This window comes from Paraburkholderia sp. Tr-20389, assembly GCF_017104565.1.
Lineage (GTDB): Bacteria > Pseudomonadota > Gammaproteobacteria > Burkholderiales > Burkholderiaceae > Paraburkholderia.
The window spans coordinates 1-17,147 of the sequence record NZ_JAAGPD010000059.1 but is presented as its reverse complement, the minus strand read 5'-3'; the positions used below and the strand labels follow the sequence as shown (position 1 = coordinate 17,147).

Annotated in this window: 16 protein-coding genes; 5 read left to right on the top strand and 11 right to left on the bottom strand. The window is 63.4% G+C overall.

The features are described from left to right. Window positions 1-344: 344 nt before the first annotated feature. The 7 genes from G3N95_RS40960 to G3N95_RS35970 all read right to left on the bottom strand — a co-directional run bounded on the left by G3N95_RS40960 (window position 345) and on the right by G3N95_RS35970 (window position 8,648). Window positions 345-902 carry an acyltransferase gene (locus G3N95_RS40960; protein WP_205974849.1) on the bottom strand — a complete coding sequence of 186 codons (558 nt, stop codon included), beginning with the start codon at window positions 900-902 and terminating at the stop codon, window positions 345-347. Between the two features lie 174 nt (window positions 903-1,076). Continuing rightward, window positions 1,077-2,336, bottom strand: a complete 1,260-nt coding sequence (locus G3N95_RS35995; RefSeq protein ID WP_241019154.1) for a cytochrome c — start codon at window positions 2,334-2,336, stop codon at window positions 1,077-1,079. A 101-nt stretch (window positions 2,337-2,437) separates the two neighbouring features. Then, complete coding sequence (locus tag G3N95_RS35990; protein ID WP_205974847.1) at window positions 2,438-2,896, bottom strand: hypothetical protein; 459 nt, start codon at window positions 2,894-2,896, stop codon at window positions 2,438-2,440. After that, window positions 2,893-3,519: a cytochrome c oxidase subunit 3 gene (locus G3N95_RS35985; protein WP_205974846.1), complete on the bottom strand. Its 627-nt coding sequence runs from the start codon at window positions 3,517-3,519 to the stop codon at window positions 2,893-2,895. The genes G3N95_RS35990 and G3N95_RS35985 overlap by 4 nt, the downstream gene beginning before the upstream one ends. 1 nt (window position 3,520) lies before the next feature. Next, on the bottom strand, window positions 3,521-5,524 hold the full coding sequence (ctaD, locus tag G3N95_RS35980; protein WP_205974845.1) for a cytochrome c oxidase subunit I: 2,004 nt from the start codon (window positions 5,522-5,524) through the stop codon (window positions 3,521-3,523). A 10-nt stretch (window positions 5,525-5,534) separates the two neighbouring features. Next, window positions 5,535-6,542: a cytochrome c oxidase subunit II gene (gene coxB, locus G3N95_RS35975; protein ID WP_241019149.1), complete on the bottom strand. Its 1,008-nt coding sequence runs from the start codon at window positions 6,540-6,542 to the stop codon at window positions 5,535-5,537. Between the two features lie 312 nt (window positions 6,543-6,854). Beyond that, window positions 6,855-8,648, bottom strand: a complete 1,794-nt coding sequence (locus G3N95_RS35970) for a thiamine pyrophosphate-requiring protein (RefSeq protein WP_205974843.1) — start codon at window positions 8,646-8,648, stop codon at window positions 6,855-6,857. A gap of 195 nt (window positions 8,649-8,843) precedes the next feature. Here G3N95_RS35970 and G3N95_RS35965 point away from each other — a divergent pair, with 195 nt between their 5' ends. Both G3N95_RS35965 and G3N95_RS35960 read left to right on the top strand, forming a co-directional pair. Further along, window positions 8,844-9,023 (top strand): hypothetical protein, encoded by a 180-nt coding sequence (locus G3N95_RS35965; RefSeq protein WP_205974842.1) that lies wholly within the window; start codon window positions 8,844-8,846, stop codon window positions 9,021-9,023. A gap of 15 nt (window positions 9,024-9,038) precedes the next feature. After that, complete coding sequence (locus G3N95_RS35960; RefSeq protein ID WP_205974841.1) at window positions 9,039-9,359, top strand: hypothetical protein; 321 nt, start codon at window positions 9,039-9,041, stop codon at window positions 9,357-9,359. A gap of 70 nt (window positions 9,360-9,429) precedes the next feature. Here the strand turns inward: G3N95_RS35960 and G3N95_RS35955 are convergent, their stop codons facing one another. Then, a complete protein-coding gene (locus tag G3N95_RS35955) occupies window positions 9,430-11,814 on the bottom strand; it encodes a phosphoketolase family protein (protein ID WP_205974840.1) in 2,385 nt (794 codons plus the stop codon). A gap of 213 nt (window positions 11,815-12,027) precedes the next feature. Between G3N95_RS35955 and G3N95_RS35950 the strand changes: the two genes are divergently transcribed. Next, window positions 12,028-12,543 carry a YetF domain-containing protein gene (locus G3N95_RS35950; protein WP_205974839.1) on the top strand — a complete coding sequence of 172 codons (516 nt, stop codon included), beginning with the start codon at window positions 12,028-12,030 and terminating at the stop codon, window positions 12,541-12,543. Window positions 12,544-12,701: 158 nt separating this feature from the next. Here the strand turns inward: G3N95_RS35950 and argG are convergent, their stop codons facing one another. From argG to G3N95_RS35935, 3 genes are all read right to left on the bottom strand, one after another. After that, window positions 12,702-14,036 carry an argininosuccinate synthase gene (gene argG / locus G3N95_RS35945; RefSeq protein ID WP_205974838.1) on the bottom strand — a complete coding sequence of 445 codons (1,335 nt, stop codon included), beginning with the start codon at window positions 14,034-14,036 and terminating at the stop codon, window positions 12,702-12,704. 110 nt (window positions 14,037-14,146) lie between these two features. Next, on the bottom strand, window positions 14,147-14,602 hold the full coding sequence (locus G3N95_RS35940) for an ATPase (RefSeq protein WP_205974836.1): 456 nt from the start codon (window positions 14,600-14,602) through the stop codon (window positions 14,147-14,149). A gap of 103 nt (window positions 14,603-14,705) precedes the next feature. Beyond that, on the bottom strand, window positions 14,706-16,049 hold the full coding sequence (locus G3N95_RS35935; RefSeq protein WP_205974835.1) for a TAXI family TRAP transporter solute-binding subunit: 1,344 nt from the start codon (window positions 16,047-16,049) through the stop codon (window positions 14,706-14,708). A 164-nt stretch (window positions 16,050-16,213) separates the two neighbouring features. Between G3N95_RS35935 and G3N95_RS35930 the strand changes: the two genes are divergently transcribed. Both G3N95_RS35930 and G3N95_RS35925 read left to right on the top strand, forming a co-directional pair. Beyond that, window positions 16,214-16,600 (top strand): response regulator, encoded by a 387-nt coding sequence (locus tag G3N95_RS35930; protein ID WP_205974833.1) that lies wholly within the window; start codon window positions 16,214-16,216, stop codon window positions 16,598-16,600. Window positions 16,601-16,762: 162 nt separating this feature from the next. After that, window positions 16,763-17,147, top strand: a 385-nt coding sequence (locus G3N95_RS35925) for a biotin/lipoyl-binding protein (protein ID WP_205974832.1), incomplete at its 3' end; no start/stop codon positions are given.

Sequence of the window (17,147 nt, the reverse complement as noted above, 5' to 3'; positions counted from 1 at the left end):
GGCAAATGCTACGCCGAAGCTGGAGTACAGCGTTGCGCTACATCATCAACGTCATCAGCAGATTAATCTGCATTACCAACTTTTTCGATCGATGAGTCAGGCGCTGAAATTAGAGCTGAGTTGTCGGACTATTCGCGTGTGTTCATCGACGCGATGAACTGGAAACTTCGCATAGCGAAGCGAATATATCGACCAGATGAGCGATGCCAAGCATCTGTTAAACGCGCCGTGAATAGCAGAAGCTCTCGATGCAATTTACGCAGCCCATGCTTGCATCCGATGATCGTTGACGCACCGCTGATGGCTACGTGGCGACGCGGTGTGGTCCTTCTCCGCTCGCGCTTTCACGCGATGGCGCCCTGGCGCTGAGGGGTCGACACGATATCCTTGATCTTGCGCGCCGGCACCCCGCCCACCAGCGTATAGGGCGGCACGTCCTTCGCGACCACCGCACCCGCTGCGATCACAGCCGCCTCGTGGATCGTCACGCCAGGCAGGATCGTTGCGCCCGCGCCGATCCACACCCTGTTGCCGACGCGGATCTCCTGATGTTCGAGGCCACGCCCGAGATCGGGTTCATACACGAGATCATGCGTCGCCGTCTCGAACGACACGCGTGGCCCGATCTGCACGTCGTCACCGATCGAAATGCGGCTGTTGCGGCATGCGAGCCGTGTGCCTGCGTTCAGATACACGTTGTCGCCGATCGTGATGCCGCGGATCGTTTCCTCGTTCAGACTCAGTTCGAGGTTCAATGGCCCGATGATCGTCACGCCCGTGCCGATCGCCATGCCCGCGCTGCGGTACATCGACGCGCGTATCCGGTTGAACGGACCGTACATCGGCATGATGTTGCCGAACGTGATGAAAAGGTGCCGCTTGAGTGCCGTGAATAGCTTCATTGTCCGCGTCTCGTGAGACGGATGGCACTACCGTCATGCCATCGTCCGATCCGTTCGCAAAGGCTCGATTCTACTGACGTAATGGGTTCGTATGCGCCGTGAGCCGATCAGGTGGCGTGTTGTGCGGAGGTTTTGGCGCGAATGCCGGCACCTTTGGGTTGGACCTTCTTCGATTCATTTGCCAAGACCGCGCCGGATTCGCTCGACATCCCGGCTCGTCACCGGTGATGCAACGTTGCCCCACGTATTGCGCACGAAGGTCAACACGCGCGCCATTTCCGTGTCCGTCAGCTTGCCCGCGAACGAAGGCATCTTCTTCGCCTCGATTGCCGCTTGCGTATGCGGCGCTTCCCCGCCTTCGATCATCAAACGCACGAGCGAATCCACGTGCTCGCCGAGCACGGCGGGATTGCCCGCCAGGCGCGGATACCTGAGCGCTTCGCCCATGCCGTCAGCCTTGTGACACCGCGCGCAAAAGCCTTGATAAATCCCCGCACCCGGCAATTCGACATTGCCCGTGTTCATCGCGCGCACTGTCTGCAGCGCGGCATGCGACCGATCGTCGAAATGTCCGGAGGGTTCGCGCGCGGGCAAGCGCTTCAGATAGTGCGCAATCGCGTGCAGATCGTCGTCGCTGAGATACTGCGTGCTGTCCTCGACCACCTGAACCATGCTGCCGAAGGCGACGAGTCCGGCGCCATGCCCGCTTCTCAGGAAGGACGCGATCTGCTCCTCCGACAGACGCCCCAAGCCGGAACCATCGTCGCCCGTGAGATTGGGCGCGAACCAGTGATCGTTCGTGCCGCCCGTCAGGTAGTGGCGCGCGCGCTCATCGTAGCCGCGCTCTTCATACGCCGGACCGCGTGGCGTATGGCATGCGCCGCAGTGCCCGAGCGACTGCACGAGATACGCGCCACGGTTCCATTGCGGACTGCGTGTCGACTCCGGCACGAATACGTCGTCCGGTGCGAACGCGAGGCTCCAGAACATCAACGCCCAACGCTGGTTGAACGGAAACGGCAGTTCGGTGCGCGGCGCAGGCGTCGACACCGGCGCGACGCCATGCATGAAGTACGCGTAGAGCGCGTGCATGTCGTCGTCGTTGATCTTCGCGAACGACGGATACGGCATCGCGGGATAAAGCCGCTGGTTGCCGGGCGCCACGCCATCGCGCACGGCCCGCTCGAAATCGTCGTAGCTGTAGCGTCCTATTCCCGCTACGGGATCCGGCGTGATGTTCGACGAATAGATCGTGCCGAACGGCGATCCCATCGGCAGGCCGCCCGCGAACGGGGCCGATCGATGCAAGGGCTCCTTGCCCGATGGACCGCCTGGCGGCGCCGTGTGACAGCCGGCGCAGTCGGCGGCTTTGGCGAGGTACTCGCCCTTGGCGATCAGTGTCGCGTCGCTCGTATCGGCCTGTGCGGGAAGCATTTGCGCGTGCGCGCGATGCAGCGTCCCGCCGCCCGTGCCGATCAGCACGCATGCGATCGCCGCGACGCCGAAGATAAAGAGAACACGCGTCTTCATCGTCGTCACCAGCGTCCGCACGGCGACACCACGATCACGGCAAGATCGGTCGCCACCAGCCCGAACAGGAACATCGCGCTCGACAGCGCGCTCACCCGCGCGAGAAACCATTCGAGTTCGGTGACGCGGCGCTCGCGCTCCCCATGCGCATGCGAGCGCTTCGTGCGCGTGAAAATCACGCTGCGCCACGCGACCGCAACACCCACGACGCCGAGCACGAAGCACGCGACGCTCAGCACCGTCATTGCAGGCATCGCCCACGAAGGCGCGGCGGCGGGATAGCTCGCATTGGACAGCGAACACGCCTTCGTCGTCAGGACTTCGCCGATGAACATCTGCGCGAACCATGCGAGCGGCGTCGCGAGCGTGGCGATCAGCAGGCGCCACGAATGAAAGCGCGCCAGTTCCGTATGTGGAGCGTGTCTGTCGCTCGCGTCGCGCGTCCGGGTCGGTTGATCGCTCATGCTCGCCCCCTCAGCACGTACGGCGACAGATAGATCGTCGTGAAGATGAAGAGCCAGACAAGATCGACGAAGTGCCAGTACAGCCCGCCGATCGTCAGCGCGAGGCAGCGTTTGCCGTCGAAGTAGCCGAGCGCCGTCCACAGCAACAGCAGCGACAGCACGACCAGTCCCACTGCGACGTGCGCGAGGTGAAAACCCGTGATCGTGAAGTAAAGCGAGCCATACAGATGCGCGGTCAATCCATAGGGGTGGTTGCGCCACTCCTTCAATTGAATGCCGACGAAGATCACGCCGAGCACGAGCGCCGTGCTCATCGATGCCACGGCCCAATGCAGGCGCCGCCGCTTCACGAAGCGTTCGCACAGCCACACGAAGATGCTGCTCGACAGCAGGATCGCCGTGTTCGCGAGGCCGGGTCCGAGTTTGGGCAGGCCTTCCGGCGGCCACATGTTGCCGCTTTGCGAAGCGAGGTACAGATACGAAAAGATCAGATAGCCGAACAGCGAGCCTTCCGTGACGATCAGTGCGAGGCATCCGAACCAGCCGCCCGAGCGCTCGCCCGCGCTGCCGACGGGCAGGCGCACGTCACGTTCGTCGATGTCGTCGCGCACCGTATCGCTCATATCAGCTCCCCGCATCGCGCACGCGTTGCGGCTCGCGCTGGATCAGGCTTCGTTCCGGCCACAGCCAGACGACGACCGACACCGCGCAGCCGAGCAGCATCGCCGCCGCGAACCACCATGCGAGCAGCGCGAGCCCCGCAAAGAAGAGCGTCGCGAATACGCTCAACACGAACGGCGTATAGGCGTCTTCCGGCATCTTGAGGATCACGTCGGGGCGCGCTTCGAGCGCCGTCGTGCCGAGCGCCTCGCGTCCCTGATCGAGAATGAAGCCCTCTCTCAGGGACGAACGCATGCCGTCTTCATCTTCCTCTTCCATGCGCCCTTCCCATAACGGATGGCGGCTCGCGACCGTCGGTGCGACGGCGAAGTTGTACGGCGGCGGCGGCGACGTCGTCGACCATTCGAGCGTGCCCGCGTCCCACGGGTCGTCGCCTGCGGTTGCGCCGCGCCGCAGGCTGTAGAGGAAGTCGCACAGGAAGACCAGGATGCCCAGCGCGAGCACGAACGATCCCGCCGACGTCACGAGATTCACCGTGCTCCAGCCCATCTCCGGCGCATAGGTGTAGATGCGGCGCGGCATGCCGAGCAGCCCTGCGATATGCATCGGAAAGAACGCAACGTTGAAGCCGATGAACATGATCCAGAACGCGAGCTTGCCGATGCGCTCGCTCATCATGCGCCCGGTGAACTTCGGGAACCAGAAGTACACGCCGCCGATCACGGGAAACACGTTGATGCCGAGCAGCACGTAGTGCAGATGCGCGACGACGAAATACGTGTCCGTCAGTTGCCAGTCGAGCGGCACGGCCGCGGTCATCACGCCCGACACGCCGCCGATCACGAACAGCAGCACGAAGCCCGCGAAGTAATAGAACGGCACGCGAAACACCGGGCGTCCCGTCCAGATCGTCGCGATCCATGCGAAGGTCGCGATCGCGCTCGGCACCGCGATGGCCATGCTCGCCGCGCCGAACAGCGACAGCGCGAGCGCCGGAATGCCGGTCGCGAACATATGGTGGATCCACACGACGAAGCCGATCAGCATCGTCGCGATCGTCGACAACGCCACAGGCCCGTAGCCGACCAGCGGCCTGCGGCAGAACACGGGCAACGCATCGGAGACGATCCCCATCGCCGGCAGCACGACGACGTACACCCACGGGTGCGCGAAAATCCAGAACAGGTGTTGCCACAGCAGCGCGCGGCCGCCATTCAACACATCGAAGAAATGCGTGCCGATGCGCCGGTCCATCCACAGCATCAGGAAAGCGAGGCTCACCGAGGGCACTGCGACGAGATTGGCGCACGACGCCGTCATCGTGCCCCACACTAGCACGGGAATGCGATCGAGCGACATGCCCGGCGCCCGCATGCGCAGCAGCGTGACGACGAAGTTCACCGCGCCGACCGTCGTCGAGATGCCGAGCAGCACCATGCCGAGCGCGTACACGTCGATATTCGGCCCGGTGTCGTATTCGAGCGCCGACAACGGCACGTAGTTGAACCAGCCTGCGTTCGGCGCCTGGCCGAGCGGAAAGCTCGCATAAAGAAAGATCGCCGCGAACAGGAAAATCCAGTACGAAAACGCGTTGAGGCGCGGAAACGCCATGTCGCGCGCGCCGAGAATCAGCGGCCACAGGTAGTTCGAAAAACCGGACAGCACGGGCAGCGCGTAGAGAAAGATCATCGTCACGCCGTGCATCGTGAAGAGCTGGTTGTATTGCTCCGGCGTGAGCACGGTGCCGTTCGGTTGCGCAAGCTGCACGCGCATGATCAGCGCTTCAACGCCGCCCGCGATCAGGAACACGAATGCGGTCACGAGATAGCGGATGCCGATGCGCTTGTGATCGACGCTCGAAAGCCAGCCGCGCCAGCCGGGCGGCGTTTCCCATAGTTCGCGCAGGCGCGCTTCGGCGGCACTGCCGCGCGCGATCGTGCCGCGCGGCAAGGTTCTTTCGAGCGGCTGGTGCGCGACGGTCGAAGAAGAGCTGGTGGTGTCGGCCATGCGTGCCCCGTCAATGCAAGGTCGCGAGATACGCCGACAACGCGCTGGCCTCGCCCGAGGTCAGCACGATGCCGGGCATCAGCGAATCGGGCTTGATGCGCTGCGCGTTGCGAATCCAGTCGAGTTGATGTCCGGGCGTGTTCGTCAATGCGCCGGCCGCGATCAGTCCGCGCGAATCCAGATGCGTGAGATCGGGCGCCTGTGCGCCGTTCGCGTCGGTGCCGCGGATCGTGTGACAACCCGCGCAGCGTGCTTGAAACAGCTGTTCGCCGTGCGCCGCGAGTGCATCCGTCGTCACGCGCATGGCCGGCCGCGCCTGTGCGCGGCGCCATGCGTCGAAGGCAGTTGCATCTTGCGCAATGACTTCGAACGCCATGTGCGCATGCTGCGCACCGCAAAACTGCGAGCATTGCCCGCGATACACGCCCGGCGCGTCGGCCTGTATCCATTGCTCGTTGATCTGACCGGGAATCGTCTGCGTCTTGCCTGCCAGTTGCGGTACCCAGAACGCGTGGATCACATCGGCGCTCTTCAACACGATCTTCACGGGCGCGCCGACGGGAATATGGATCTCGTTCGCGGTAGAGAACGCGGGGGCATCGTCTGCCTGAGCGTACTCGACTTTCCACCACCAGTCGTAAGCCGTTACGGTCAGCGTCAATGCAGGCGCGCGCGACGGCGCGGCGACGGAATCGAGCGTAACGAGCGTATAGACGAGCGCCGCGATGAGCGCGACGGACGAGATGCCCGTGCCCGCATAGATCCAGCGCAATGCGACAGTTTCACCTTGCGCGAGCCGCGCGTCGGCCGGCACGCGACGGCGGCGCGTTATCGCGATCACGAGCAGTAGCGCGATGATCGCGACCACCGACATCGACAGCGCGGTGAGCGCCCAGCCGAGATGCATCGACGGCTCGGCGGCCGGGCCGCCCGCATGAAGAAAGTAATCGAGAGGCGCGCCCCGTGCATCGCGGTGCGCCGCCATCAGCCCGGCCATCCATGCGGCGGAAGGGGCCATCGAGCCCAAGGCTCGGGTTGCTGCGCCGCCGCGATCCGTGTTGTCCGGCCTCCAGTGCATCCGCTCGCACTCCCCAGTTCGATGCCCGCTCATCGCCACGCGACGTGCCCGCCATGCTGTCAGCAAGAAACGGGCACGGTCCGACGCGATAGATCGAATGCCGGCCGCAAGAAAGCGTCCGCAAAAACGGCGTTTCCGAGCATGCGGTCATCGAGCGATAGACAGTTCACGCACGATTTACATCACAACATGCGCTATTTACATGGCACACGGCTCACGTGGCGAGTCCGTCAGCCTCGCCGCGCATCGACCTCAGTCCTTGCCGCCCGGAATCACGGACCCGAGCACCTGGCGCGCGGTATTCGCAATCACGCTGCCTTCTTTCGGATCGCCTTCCATCAACGTGCGTGCAAACGCGCGCGCCTGCGCGAGCGTCACGTGAGGCGGCAACGGCGGCACCTCCGGATCCGACTTTACTTCGAGCACCACGGGACGCTTCGAAGCCAACGCCGTTTCCCAGGCATCGGCCAGCTGTTCGGCATCGTCGACATAGATGCCCGTCAGGCCGATCAATTCAGCGAAGCGGTGATACGGCACGTTCGGCACTTTCTGCGACGCGTCGAACTTCGGGTCGCCTTCCATCACGCGCTGTTCCCACGTCACCTGGTTCAGGTCTTCGTTGTTGAGCACCATGCAGATCCAGCGCGGATCGGCCCATCGCTTCCAGTACTTCGCGACGGTGATCAGCTCGGCCATGTTGTTCATCTGCATCGCGCCGTCACCGACCATCGCGATCACCGGGCGGCCCGGATGCGCGAACTTCGCGGCGATCGCGTACGGCACGGCCGCGCCCATCGACGCCAGTCCACCCGACAGCGACGCCATCATGCCGCGCCGGATTTTCAGGTCGCGCGCATACCAGTTCGCACACGAGCCGGAGTCGCTCGTGAGGATCACGTTGTCGGGCAAACGCGGTGACAACTCGGTAAACGCGCGCTGCGGATTCACGCCGTTGCTCGAAGGCTGATGCGCGCGCTCGTCGAGTGTTTCCCACCAGCGCGACGTCCAGCGTTCGATGCGCGAGCGCCACGTGTGGCTATCCTTTTCGTGCAGCAACGGCAGCAGCGCACGCAAGGTCGCGGCGCTATCGCCGACCAGGTTCACCTCCATCGGATAGCGCAGACTCAGCATGTCGGCCTTGATGTCGATCTGCACGCCGCGCGCGTCGCCCTCTTTCGGCAGAAACTCCGAATACGGAAAGCCTGAGCCGATCATCAGCAGCGTGTCGCACGACGTCATCAGCTCGTAGCTGGGCTTCGTGCCGAGCAGGCCGATTGAACCCGTCACCCAAGGCAGATCGTCGGGCAACGCAGCCTTGCCGAGCAATGCCTTCGCGACGCCCGCACCGAGCCGGTTCGCCACGGCGATCACTTCATCGGTCGCGTTCAACGCTCCCGCGCCGACGAGCATCGCGACCTTGTGCCCGGCATTCAGCACGTCGGCGGCGCGTTGCAGATCGTGCTGTGCAGGAACGATGGTCGGCTGCGTATAGCCGACACCGGAATGCGCGGTGCCGTGCTTGCGCGCGGGCGGCTCGTATTCGAGGTTCTGCAGATCGTTCGGCAGGATCAGCGCCGTCACGCGCCGCTCCGACAGCGCGATACGTATTGCGCGATCCACCAGATGCCGCACCTGCGCCGGCACACTCGCCTGCTGCACATAGGCGCCCGCCACGTCCTTGAACATCGCAGCGAGATCGAGTTCCTGCTGATAATGCGCGCCGAGTGCCGCGCGCGCCTGCTGGCCGACGATCGCCAGCACAGGCATGTGATCCATTCGCGCATCGTAGAGGCCCGTGATCAGATGCGAAGCACCCGGCCCCGAGGTCGCGATGCAGACGCCCAGTTCTCCCGTAAACTTGGCATGCGCGCTCGCCATGAACGCAGCCATTTCCTCGTGCCGCGCCTGCACGAATTCGATCTTGCCTTCCGCGCGATTCAGCGCGCCGAACACGCCGTTGATGCCGTCGCCGGGATAGCCGTACATGCGCTTGATGCCCCAGTGATGCAGCCTGTCGACGATGAAGTCGCCTACTGTCTTTGCCATGAAAAGCCCCTTGCGGATGAAGTCCCGCGCGCGATCGAACGGACGCTGCGCGTACGTTTGGCGGGTCAGCAAAGGAAGTCAGCAAGCGGCGCGCCGCTGCCTTACTGGCGAAAGCAACGCGTGGACGCAATGAACGAACCGAGGATAGACGCGACGACCGCTCACGTCGCGCGCTGCAGGTGCCGGTCACCGGCAATGCGTGCGATCAACGCCAGCACGACACAGTCCGCCACGAACGTGATGTTGGCCCACAGATTTCCGACGCTGCGTGACCTGCACGCCATGCTCGACGAGTTCGCAGATATCGACCATGCCAGCCGGGCCGCGAGTGCGGCAGCAGATCCGCCTGGCGTGACAGGATGCGGCCATAACTGACGAGTTGCGGATCTCGTGGCCAACGGCCGCAAGATCGTCGCTTGCATCGATGTTTTCTCGCACGAGGTTCACGGGCTGACGGCGACGGCACTCGTCTTCGTTGCCGCCGCCTGCAAGAAGGTGGACGAAAAAAGCAGCAACAGCATGGACTCGGCCAGCAGCGGCGTGATGAGCAACACGGCGGGCATGAGCGGCACGCCGGGTCGAAGCGCAGCCGCGCAGAGCGCGAGCGGCAACGCATCGGGGGCAGTCACGCCCGCGCCTTCGAGCGAGGCGCCCGTCGCGAACACACCGGCATCCACGACGAGCGCCGCGGCCTCCGGCGCGAGCCAGTAACGCCGCCTGATTCACCGTATGCGGCTCGGCGACGGCAGCCGGCTGCGATATGCCGCGTCTCGTCTCCGCGTCACCCCTTCCACGTCCACTCGCGGATTTCCTCCGAGTCGATGCCCTCGGTGTGCGCGTAATCGAGGTGCTCGATCCGCTTGTCGCGCAAGCGTTCCTTCGCGTGATCGCCGACGCCGCGCAGCGACGGCACGCGATCGATCACGTCGATCGCCAGCGAAAAGCGGTCGATGCCGTTGATGATCGCAAGCTCGAGCGGCGTATTGATGTTGCCCTTCTCCGCATAGCCGTGCACGTGAATACTCTCGTGATTCGTGCGCCGATACGTGAGCTTGTGAACCAGCGACGCATACGAATGGAAGTTGAAGATCACGGGCTTGCCGGTCGTGAAGAGCGAATCGAAATCGCGCTTCGACAGGCCGTGCGGATGATCGGAATCCGGCATCAGCCGGAACAGATCGACGACGTTCACGAATCGGATCTTCAGGTCGGGGAACAGCGCCTTGAGGATTTCGACGGCGGCCAGCGCTTCCATCGTCGGAATGTCGCCTGCACTTGCCATCACGACGTCGGGCTCGTGGTCCTGATCCGTCGACGCCCAGTCCCAGATGCCGATGCCCTTCGTGCAATGCGTGATGGCCGACTGCATGTCCAGATACTGCAAATGAGGCTGCTTGTCGGCGACGATCACGTTCACATAGTCGCGCGAACGCAGGCAGTGATCGGCGACACTCAGCAGGCAGTTCGCGTCGGGCGGCAGATAGATGCGCACGACATCGGGGCTCTTGTTGGTCACGACATCGAGAAAGCCAGGGTCCTGATGTGTGAAGCCGTTGTGATCCTGCCGCCAGACGAGCGACGTGATCAGCAGATTCAACGAAGGCACGGGCTGGCGCCAGCGCAATTCGCGCTTGGCCTTCTCCAGCCATTTGGCGTGCTGGTTGAACATCGAATCGATCACATGCACGAACGCTTCGTACGTCGCGAACAGGCCATGCCGGCCCGTCAGCGTATAGCCTTCGAGCCAGCCTTCCAGCGTGTGCTCGCTGAGCATTTCCATCACGCGGCCATCGGTAGACAGGTAACCGCCGTCGGCGTCCGATTCGACGACTTCCGCAAGCCACGTCTTCTGCGAGGCTTCGTAGACCGCCGTGAGCTTGTTGCTGGACGTTTCGTCCGGACCGAACACGCGGAAGCTCGTCATGTTTCGACGCATCACGTCGCGCAGGAACTGGCCGAGCACATCCGTGGGCGACAGATAGCGCGTCGCCGGGTTGTCGACTTCGACCGCATAGTCGGCGAAGGCCGGTAAATCCAGCGCCTTGCACAGCGCTCCGCCATTCGCATGCGGATTGGCGCTGATGCGGCGCGGCCCATCGGGCGCGAGCGCGCGCAACTCAGGCACCAGCCGGCCCGATCGGTCGAACAGTTCTTCCGGACGATAGCTGCGCAACCATTCCTCGACCCGCTTGAGGCTGTTCTCGTTGCTCGCGGGATCGGCGATAGGCACCTGATGCGCGCGCCATGAACCTTCAATCTTGTGTCCGCCGATTTCGCGCGGCCCTGTCCAGCCCTTCGGCGTTCTGAGGACGATCATCGGCCAGCGCGGCCGCTGCAGATCGCCGCCTTCACGCGCGCGTTTCTGGATCGCATGAATCTCATCGATGCATTGATCGAGCGTCGCCGCCATCTGCTGATGCAGCGTGTCGGGATCATCGCCTTCGACGAACCACGGCTTGTAGCCATACCCCTTGAACAGGGCTTCCAGCTCTTCATGCGGAATGCGGGCGAGGATCGTCGGATTCGCGATCTTATAGCCGTTCAGATGCAGCACGGGCAGCACGGCGCCGTCCCGCGCCGGACTCAGGAATTTGTTCGAGTGCCACGATGTAGCCAGCGGCCCCGTCTCGGCCTCGCCATCGCCGATCATCACGGTGACGATCAGGTCGGGGTTGTCGAACGCCGCGCCATATCCATGCGACAGGCTATAGCCGAGTTCGCCGCCTTCGTGAATCGAGCCGGGCGTTTCGGGTGTGCAATGCGAACCGATGCCGCCCGGAAACGAAAAGAGCTTGAAAAGACGGGCCATGCCCTCTTCCGACTCGCCGCGATCGGGATAGATCTCCGAATAGCGTCCTTCCAGATAGCTGTGCGCGAGCGTGGCGGGCGCGCCGTGGCCGGGTCCCGACAGGAAGATCACGTTCAGGTCGCGCTGCTTGATGACGCGGTTCAGATGCACGAGCACGAAGCTCTGTCCCGGATCGGAGCCCCAGTGCCCCAACAGACGCCGCTTGATGTGCCCGGCCACCAGCGGCTCACGCAGAAGCGGATTCTCGCGCAGGTAAATCATGCCGGCGGACAGGTAATTGCAGGCCCGCCAGTAGCGGTCCATGTTGCGCAGTTCATCGGCTTGCAACGGCGTGGGTTGCAGGCGGGTGTCTTCCATTTGGCGTCTCCATGCAGGTGGTTTCGCGTCGCGCAGTGCCCTCCTAATCATAGGAGGTGCTTGACGTATGTCCATTGCGAATGCACGGGCTTTCGCTGCAGGCGGCACAACGATTGCAGGGCTGGGTTCATCGGCTGCAATTTATCTGCCGCATGCGCAGCAGTTGTCTTTGCGATCGCTCTTGCATGCGCCGGCGGCGCAAGGAGACACCCTATGGACGTGATCTTGGCTCTGTTCGGCGAAGGCAAGGATCTCACCGCCTTGCAGACCGTCATGCGCGCGATCGTCGTTTTCATCGTGACGCTCGTTTTCATCCGCATTTCGGGCCGGCGATCGTTCGGTCAGCGCTCGCCGTTCGACTATGTGGTCGCGATCCTGCTCGGCGCGACGCTGAGCCGCGTGATCGTCGGTGCGTCGCCCGTCGTGCCGACGCTCGCGGCGTCGCTGGTGATCGTGCTGATTCACCGCGCGCTCGCGTGGTGCTGCGTGCGCTCCCCGTGGCTGGAGACACTCGTGGTGGGTGCGGAACGGGAGGTGTATCGCGACGGCCGGTTCGACAGCCGTCAGATGTCGGCCGCGCTGATCACGCGCACCGATGTGTTCGAAGCCGCGCGACGCGAGTTTCATACGCCCGATCTGCACGACGTGCAGGCGGCGATTCTCGAACGCAACGGGCAGATGAGCCTGATCCGCAAAGGCGGGAAAGACGAAGGGCGTTCATCGGCCTGACGTGAACGCACCGACGCGTGTCACATGAAAGTCATGTGCGGGTCATGCGCCATGCGTCGAAGCGAAGAAACAGCCAGGCAGGCATACGCAGAATGCAAAACGGAGCACCTGAGTGCTCCGTTCCGTTCCCGCGAAAACCGCTTATGAGGCCGACAACGTTATTCCTTGTCGCCCTTGATTTGCGGCAGCGCCGATGCTTCGCCCGGTGCGAGCAGGCCGACCTGCGCGTAGACGCGCAACTTGTCGCGCGTGTCGGTGATGTCGAGATTGCGCATCGTCAGCTGGCCGATACGGTCGCGCGGCGAGAACGTCGAAGCGACCTTCTCCATCGACAGACGCTCCGGCTGATACGTCAGATTCGGCGACTTCGTGCTGAGGATCGAATAGTCGTTGCCGCGGCGCAGTTCGAGCGTCACTTCGCCCGTGATCGCACGCGCGACCCAGCGCTGTGCCGTTTCGCGCAGCATGATCGCCTGCGGATCGAACCAGCGGCCCTGATACAGCAGACGGCCGAGACGGCGGCCGCTTTCGCGGTACTGCTCGATCGTGTCTTCGTTGTGAATGCCCGTGACGAGGCGCTCGTACGCGGCGAACAGCAGCGCGAGACCCGGGGCTTCATAGATGCCGCGGCTCTTCGCTTCGATGATGCGGTTCTCGATCTGGTCGCTCATGCCGAGGCCGTGACGGCCGCCGATGCGGTTCGCTTCCAGCAGCAGTTCGACTGCATTCGGGAAGGTCTTGCCGTTCAGCGCGACGGGCTGGCCTTCTTCGAAGCGGACCGTCACTTCTTCCTTCGCGATCTGCACGTCGTCGCGCCAGAACGCGACGCCCATGATCGGATTGACGATCTTGATGCCGGATTCGAGGCTTTCGAGATCCTTCGCTTCGTGCGTCGCGCCGAGCAGGTTCGAATCGGTCGAATAGGCCTTTTCCGCCGACATCTTGTACGCGAAGCCCGCCTGGCGCATGAACTCCGACATTTCCGCACGGCCGCCGAGTTCGTCGATGAACGTCTGGTCGAGCCACGGCTTGTAGATCTTCAGGTCCGGGTTCACGAGCAGACCATAGCGGTAGAAACGCTCGATGTCGTTGCCCTTGTACGTGCTGCCGTCGCCCCAGATATTGACTCCGTCTTCCTTCATCGCGGCGACGAGCATCGTGCCCGTCACGGCGCGGCCGATCGGCGTGGTATTGAAGTACGTGACACCGGCCGTCGAAATGTGGAACGCGCCGGATTGCAGCGCCGCGATGCCTTCCGCGACCAGCTGCGCACGGCAGTCGATCAGGCGCGCACCCTCGGCGCCATATTCCGTTGCGCGGCGCGGAATCGAGTCATAGTCGTCTTCGTCCGGCTGACCGAGGTTCGCGGTGTACGCGTACGGCACGGCGCCCTTCAGACGCATCCAGTGCAGCGCCGCGCTCGTGTCGAGGCCGCCTGAGAACGCAATACCGACCTTCTGGCCGGTCGGAAGACTTTCGAGGATTGTGCTCATAATCAAAACCGTTGAATCGACGTATGAAGGGAATAGGCGAAACTTTAACAGACAAGGCCGTCCCCGCCCCGGATTCCGGGGTTGTCAGGCCGGCTCGGCACCTCGGCGCGTCAGAGTTCCGGATGCAGCGGATCGTCCAGAATCGACTGCGGCACGGCGTCCAGATCCGTGTGTTTCGCGTCCAGAAAGCACTGTTCCGCGAGATCGATCATGCCGGCGGCGGCGTCGATCAGCTCGTCGAGCTGCTCCAGCAGCGCGGCGCGGTCCTCGTCCGTGGCGGGCGCCGCCGGCTGTCCGTCCAGCTGCGCGATCACCGACTCAGCCGTCTGCAGGTACGGAATCACCTCGTGATAGTTCTCGATCGACACCAGCGCATTGCTGCGCGCGCCGACCAGCAGACTGCGGTAATGGTCCGCCAGCTCGGAGTCGCCGCCGATCCGGTGCAGCTTGTCCGAGATGCGTTGGAGGCACGCCGGCACCTGCTCTTCGAGCGCGGCTGCGCGCTGGCGCAGGTCGGCGTATTCGGCGAGCAGCTGTGCCGGGTCGAACGGGGAAACGCTGTCCATCCTGAGGTTCATGGTCTGGTGAATCCAGCATATTACTGCACCGCGCGGTTCGGCCCCTGAGCGGGTGGCTTCTTTGGGGCCGGCGCGATGATCTGAACCCGCGTCAACCGTTCAACCCGGCGGACGCCATCGAGATCCGATGCCGCACCACGCTGATCGCCTGCTTCAGCGCATAGACGTCGTGCAGATAACGCGTCGGCACGCGTATCTGGCTCGCCTGGGCGTCGATTTGCTCGATTTCGTTGCGCCATTGCGAGACCTGTTCCGCCGACGGCTGCGGCGTTTTCCAGATTTCGTCTTCGAGCTGTTTGAGCGCGCGATACCCGATCACGAAGCGCTTCTTGATGCGCGACTCCAGCATGCGCGGAAGCGCCTGCATCGCGCCGATCAGCACGGCCAGAAACGGGACCAGGATCAGCAGGCGCCGCTCGATGAAACTCGCGAGCCAGAACGGCAGATAGCGCTGCAGAAACGGACGCCCCGACCTGAAATAACGCTCGCTCTCGTTGGAGACGGGAAATTCGTCGGTATTGAGATTCGGAAACGCACCGAGCGGTGTGAAGTAGTCTTCGCCCGCATGCACGGTTCTCGCGGCGTCGAGCAATAGATACACGAGGGCCGGATGCAGCGTGTCCTTCGCGACCAGCAGCGCCGTCGCGGCCAGCAAGGTGACATCCGTTTGCGGACTGTCGTTGACGATGCTCGTCGAGGCACGCGGAAACGTCACCTTCTTCAGCGACGGAAACTTCTGCACGAGCGCGTCGGCCTGGGCGAAGCTCATCAGCTTCAGGTCGCTGTTCAGCAGCGTCTGCTGCATCGGCGCATCCGGTCTGCCGATGAAGAACGCGGCATCCAGGCAACCCTCCTGGAGGCAATGCAACGCGTTCGGCGCGTCCGTTTCGACAAGCTGGGTGTTGTCGCGCGTGATTCCGCTATAGCCGAGCAAGACCTTCGACACTTCCAGCAAACCGCTGCCCGGCACGCCGACGCCGATCCGCTTGCCGCGCAGTTGGGCGAGACGGTTGACGATGGCGGTACCGCGATAGAACACCCAGATCGGTTCATACGAAACGGCGGCGATGGTCTGCAGTTGATCCGTTTCCTGCGGCACAGTGGTGCCCGACTGGATGAAGCCCACCTGGTATTCGCTCGCGGGATCCTTCAGGCGCTGGTAGTTCTCGACCGAACCCGTCGAACTGCGGATCTCGAGCGTCACGCCGTCACGCTTGAGCAAGGGCGCGTAGCGCTCGGCGAAGCCGCGATAGATGCCCTTGTCCGCGCCCGTCGTGATGACGATACGGGTCTGGAAGGCCGGCTCGATCACCGTGTAGAGACCCCACCCCAGCGCTGCCAGCAGCGCAATCACGCCGGCTGCGAGCAGCCAGCGGCGGCGCCATGTCACGGGCGTGTTCCGGTTGCGATCAGCCACTCGATTGTCCCTGGGCATCGCCTGGCCTCTCGTCGGCGCATATGGGACCAAAGTCCAATACCACGCGTGCAAACGATTTCATATCCTAGGGTCTGCTTACCTGTCAAACGAAATACATCGACTTGCGGTACTTCGCTGCCGTGCGTCGATCGGGTGAATGAAAGGATTGCCGGAAGATATCGATGGACGTGGACAAACGCTTTGTTGCCGTAGTCGACGACGACACGTCCGTCTGTCGGGCAATCCAGCGGCTGCTGCGTTCCGTCGGCATCACGGCGGATGTCTTTCCGAGCGGCGACGAGTTCCTGTATGCGCTCGGCGCTACGCCTCACTACGATCCCGGTTGCGTGATCCTGGACATCCAGATGCCCGGAACCGATGGCGTCGAAGTGCAGCGCAGACTCCGCGGACGCAAGCTGCCTGCCATTTTCATCACCGCCCATGACGACGATGAGACGCGACAGACAGTGATGGCAGCGGGCGCGCAGGCGTACTTCAGCAAACCGTTCGACGATGCCGTTTTCATTCAGAGCGTATGTGCCGCATTGGGCGTCCAGCGTTCTGGTTAGCGTAATGCACGAATCCGGCGTTTCCTATTGGACCAAGGTCCAATGGTGCGCGCGGCCGCGATGGCCCGATACTCGTTGCGTGGCGCAGACGTCGCGGCTTCGCGTGCGCGCTGATGCGCCGCGTGATGTACCGCATGCAATCGCTTCAATGGGGAGGCGCTCATGGCGTCTTGGTTGTCGAATCGCATATCGAACAGTGGCGCGGATTGTATAGGATCGGCTGCGGCCCACGGTTCGGCCCAAAAGCGGCCGCTTCGGGCGCTCGCGCTGTTGCCGTTCCTGCTGGCAGTCGCCACCCTCACCGCCTGTAAAAAAGCCCCCACCGAACCCCCACGGCCCACCGTCGAAGTGACGGTGGTCACCGTCGCGCAGAAGGAAACACCCGTCGACTTCGAGTTCACCGCGCAGACGCAGAGTTCACGCGAAGTGGAAATCCGCGCGCGCGTCGACGGCTTTCTCGAACGGCGCCTGTACGACGAAGGCTCGCTGGTCAAGGAAGGCCAGGTGCTGTTCGTGATGGACCGCAAGCCCTTCGAAGCCGCGCTGC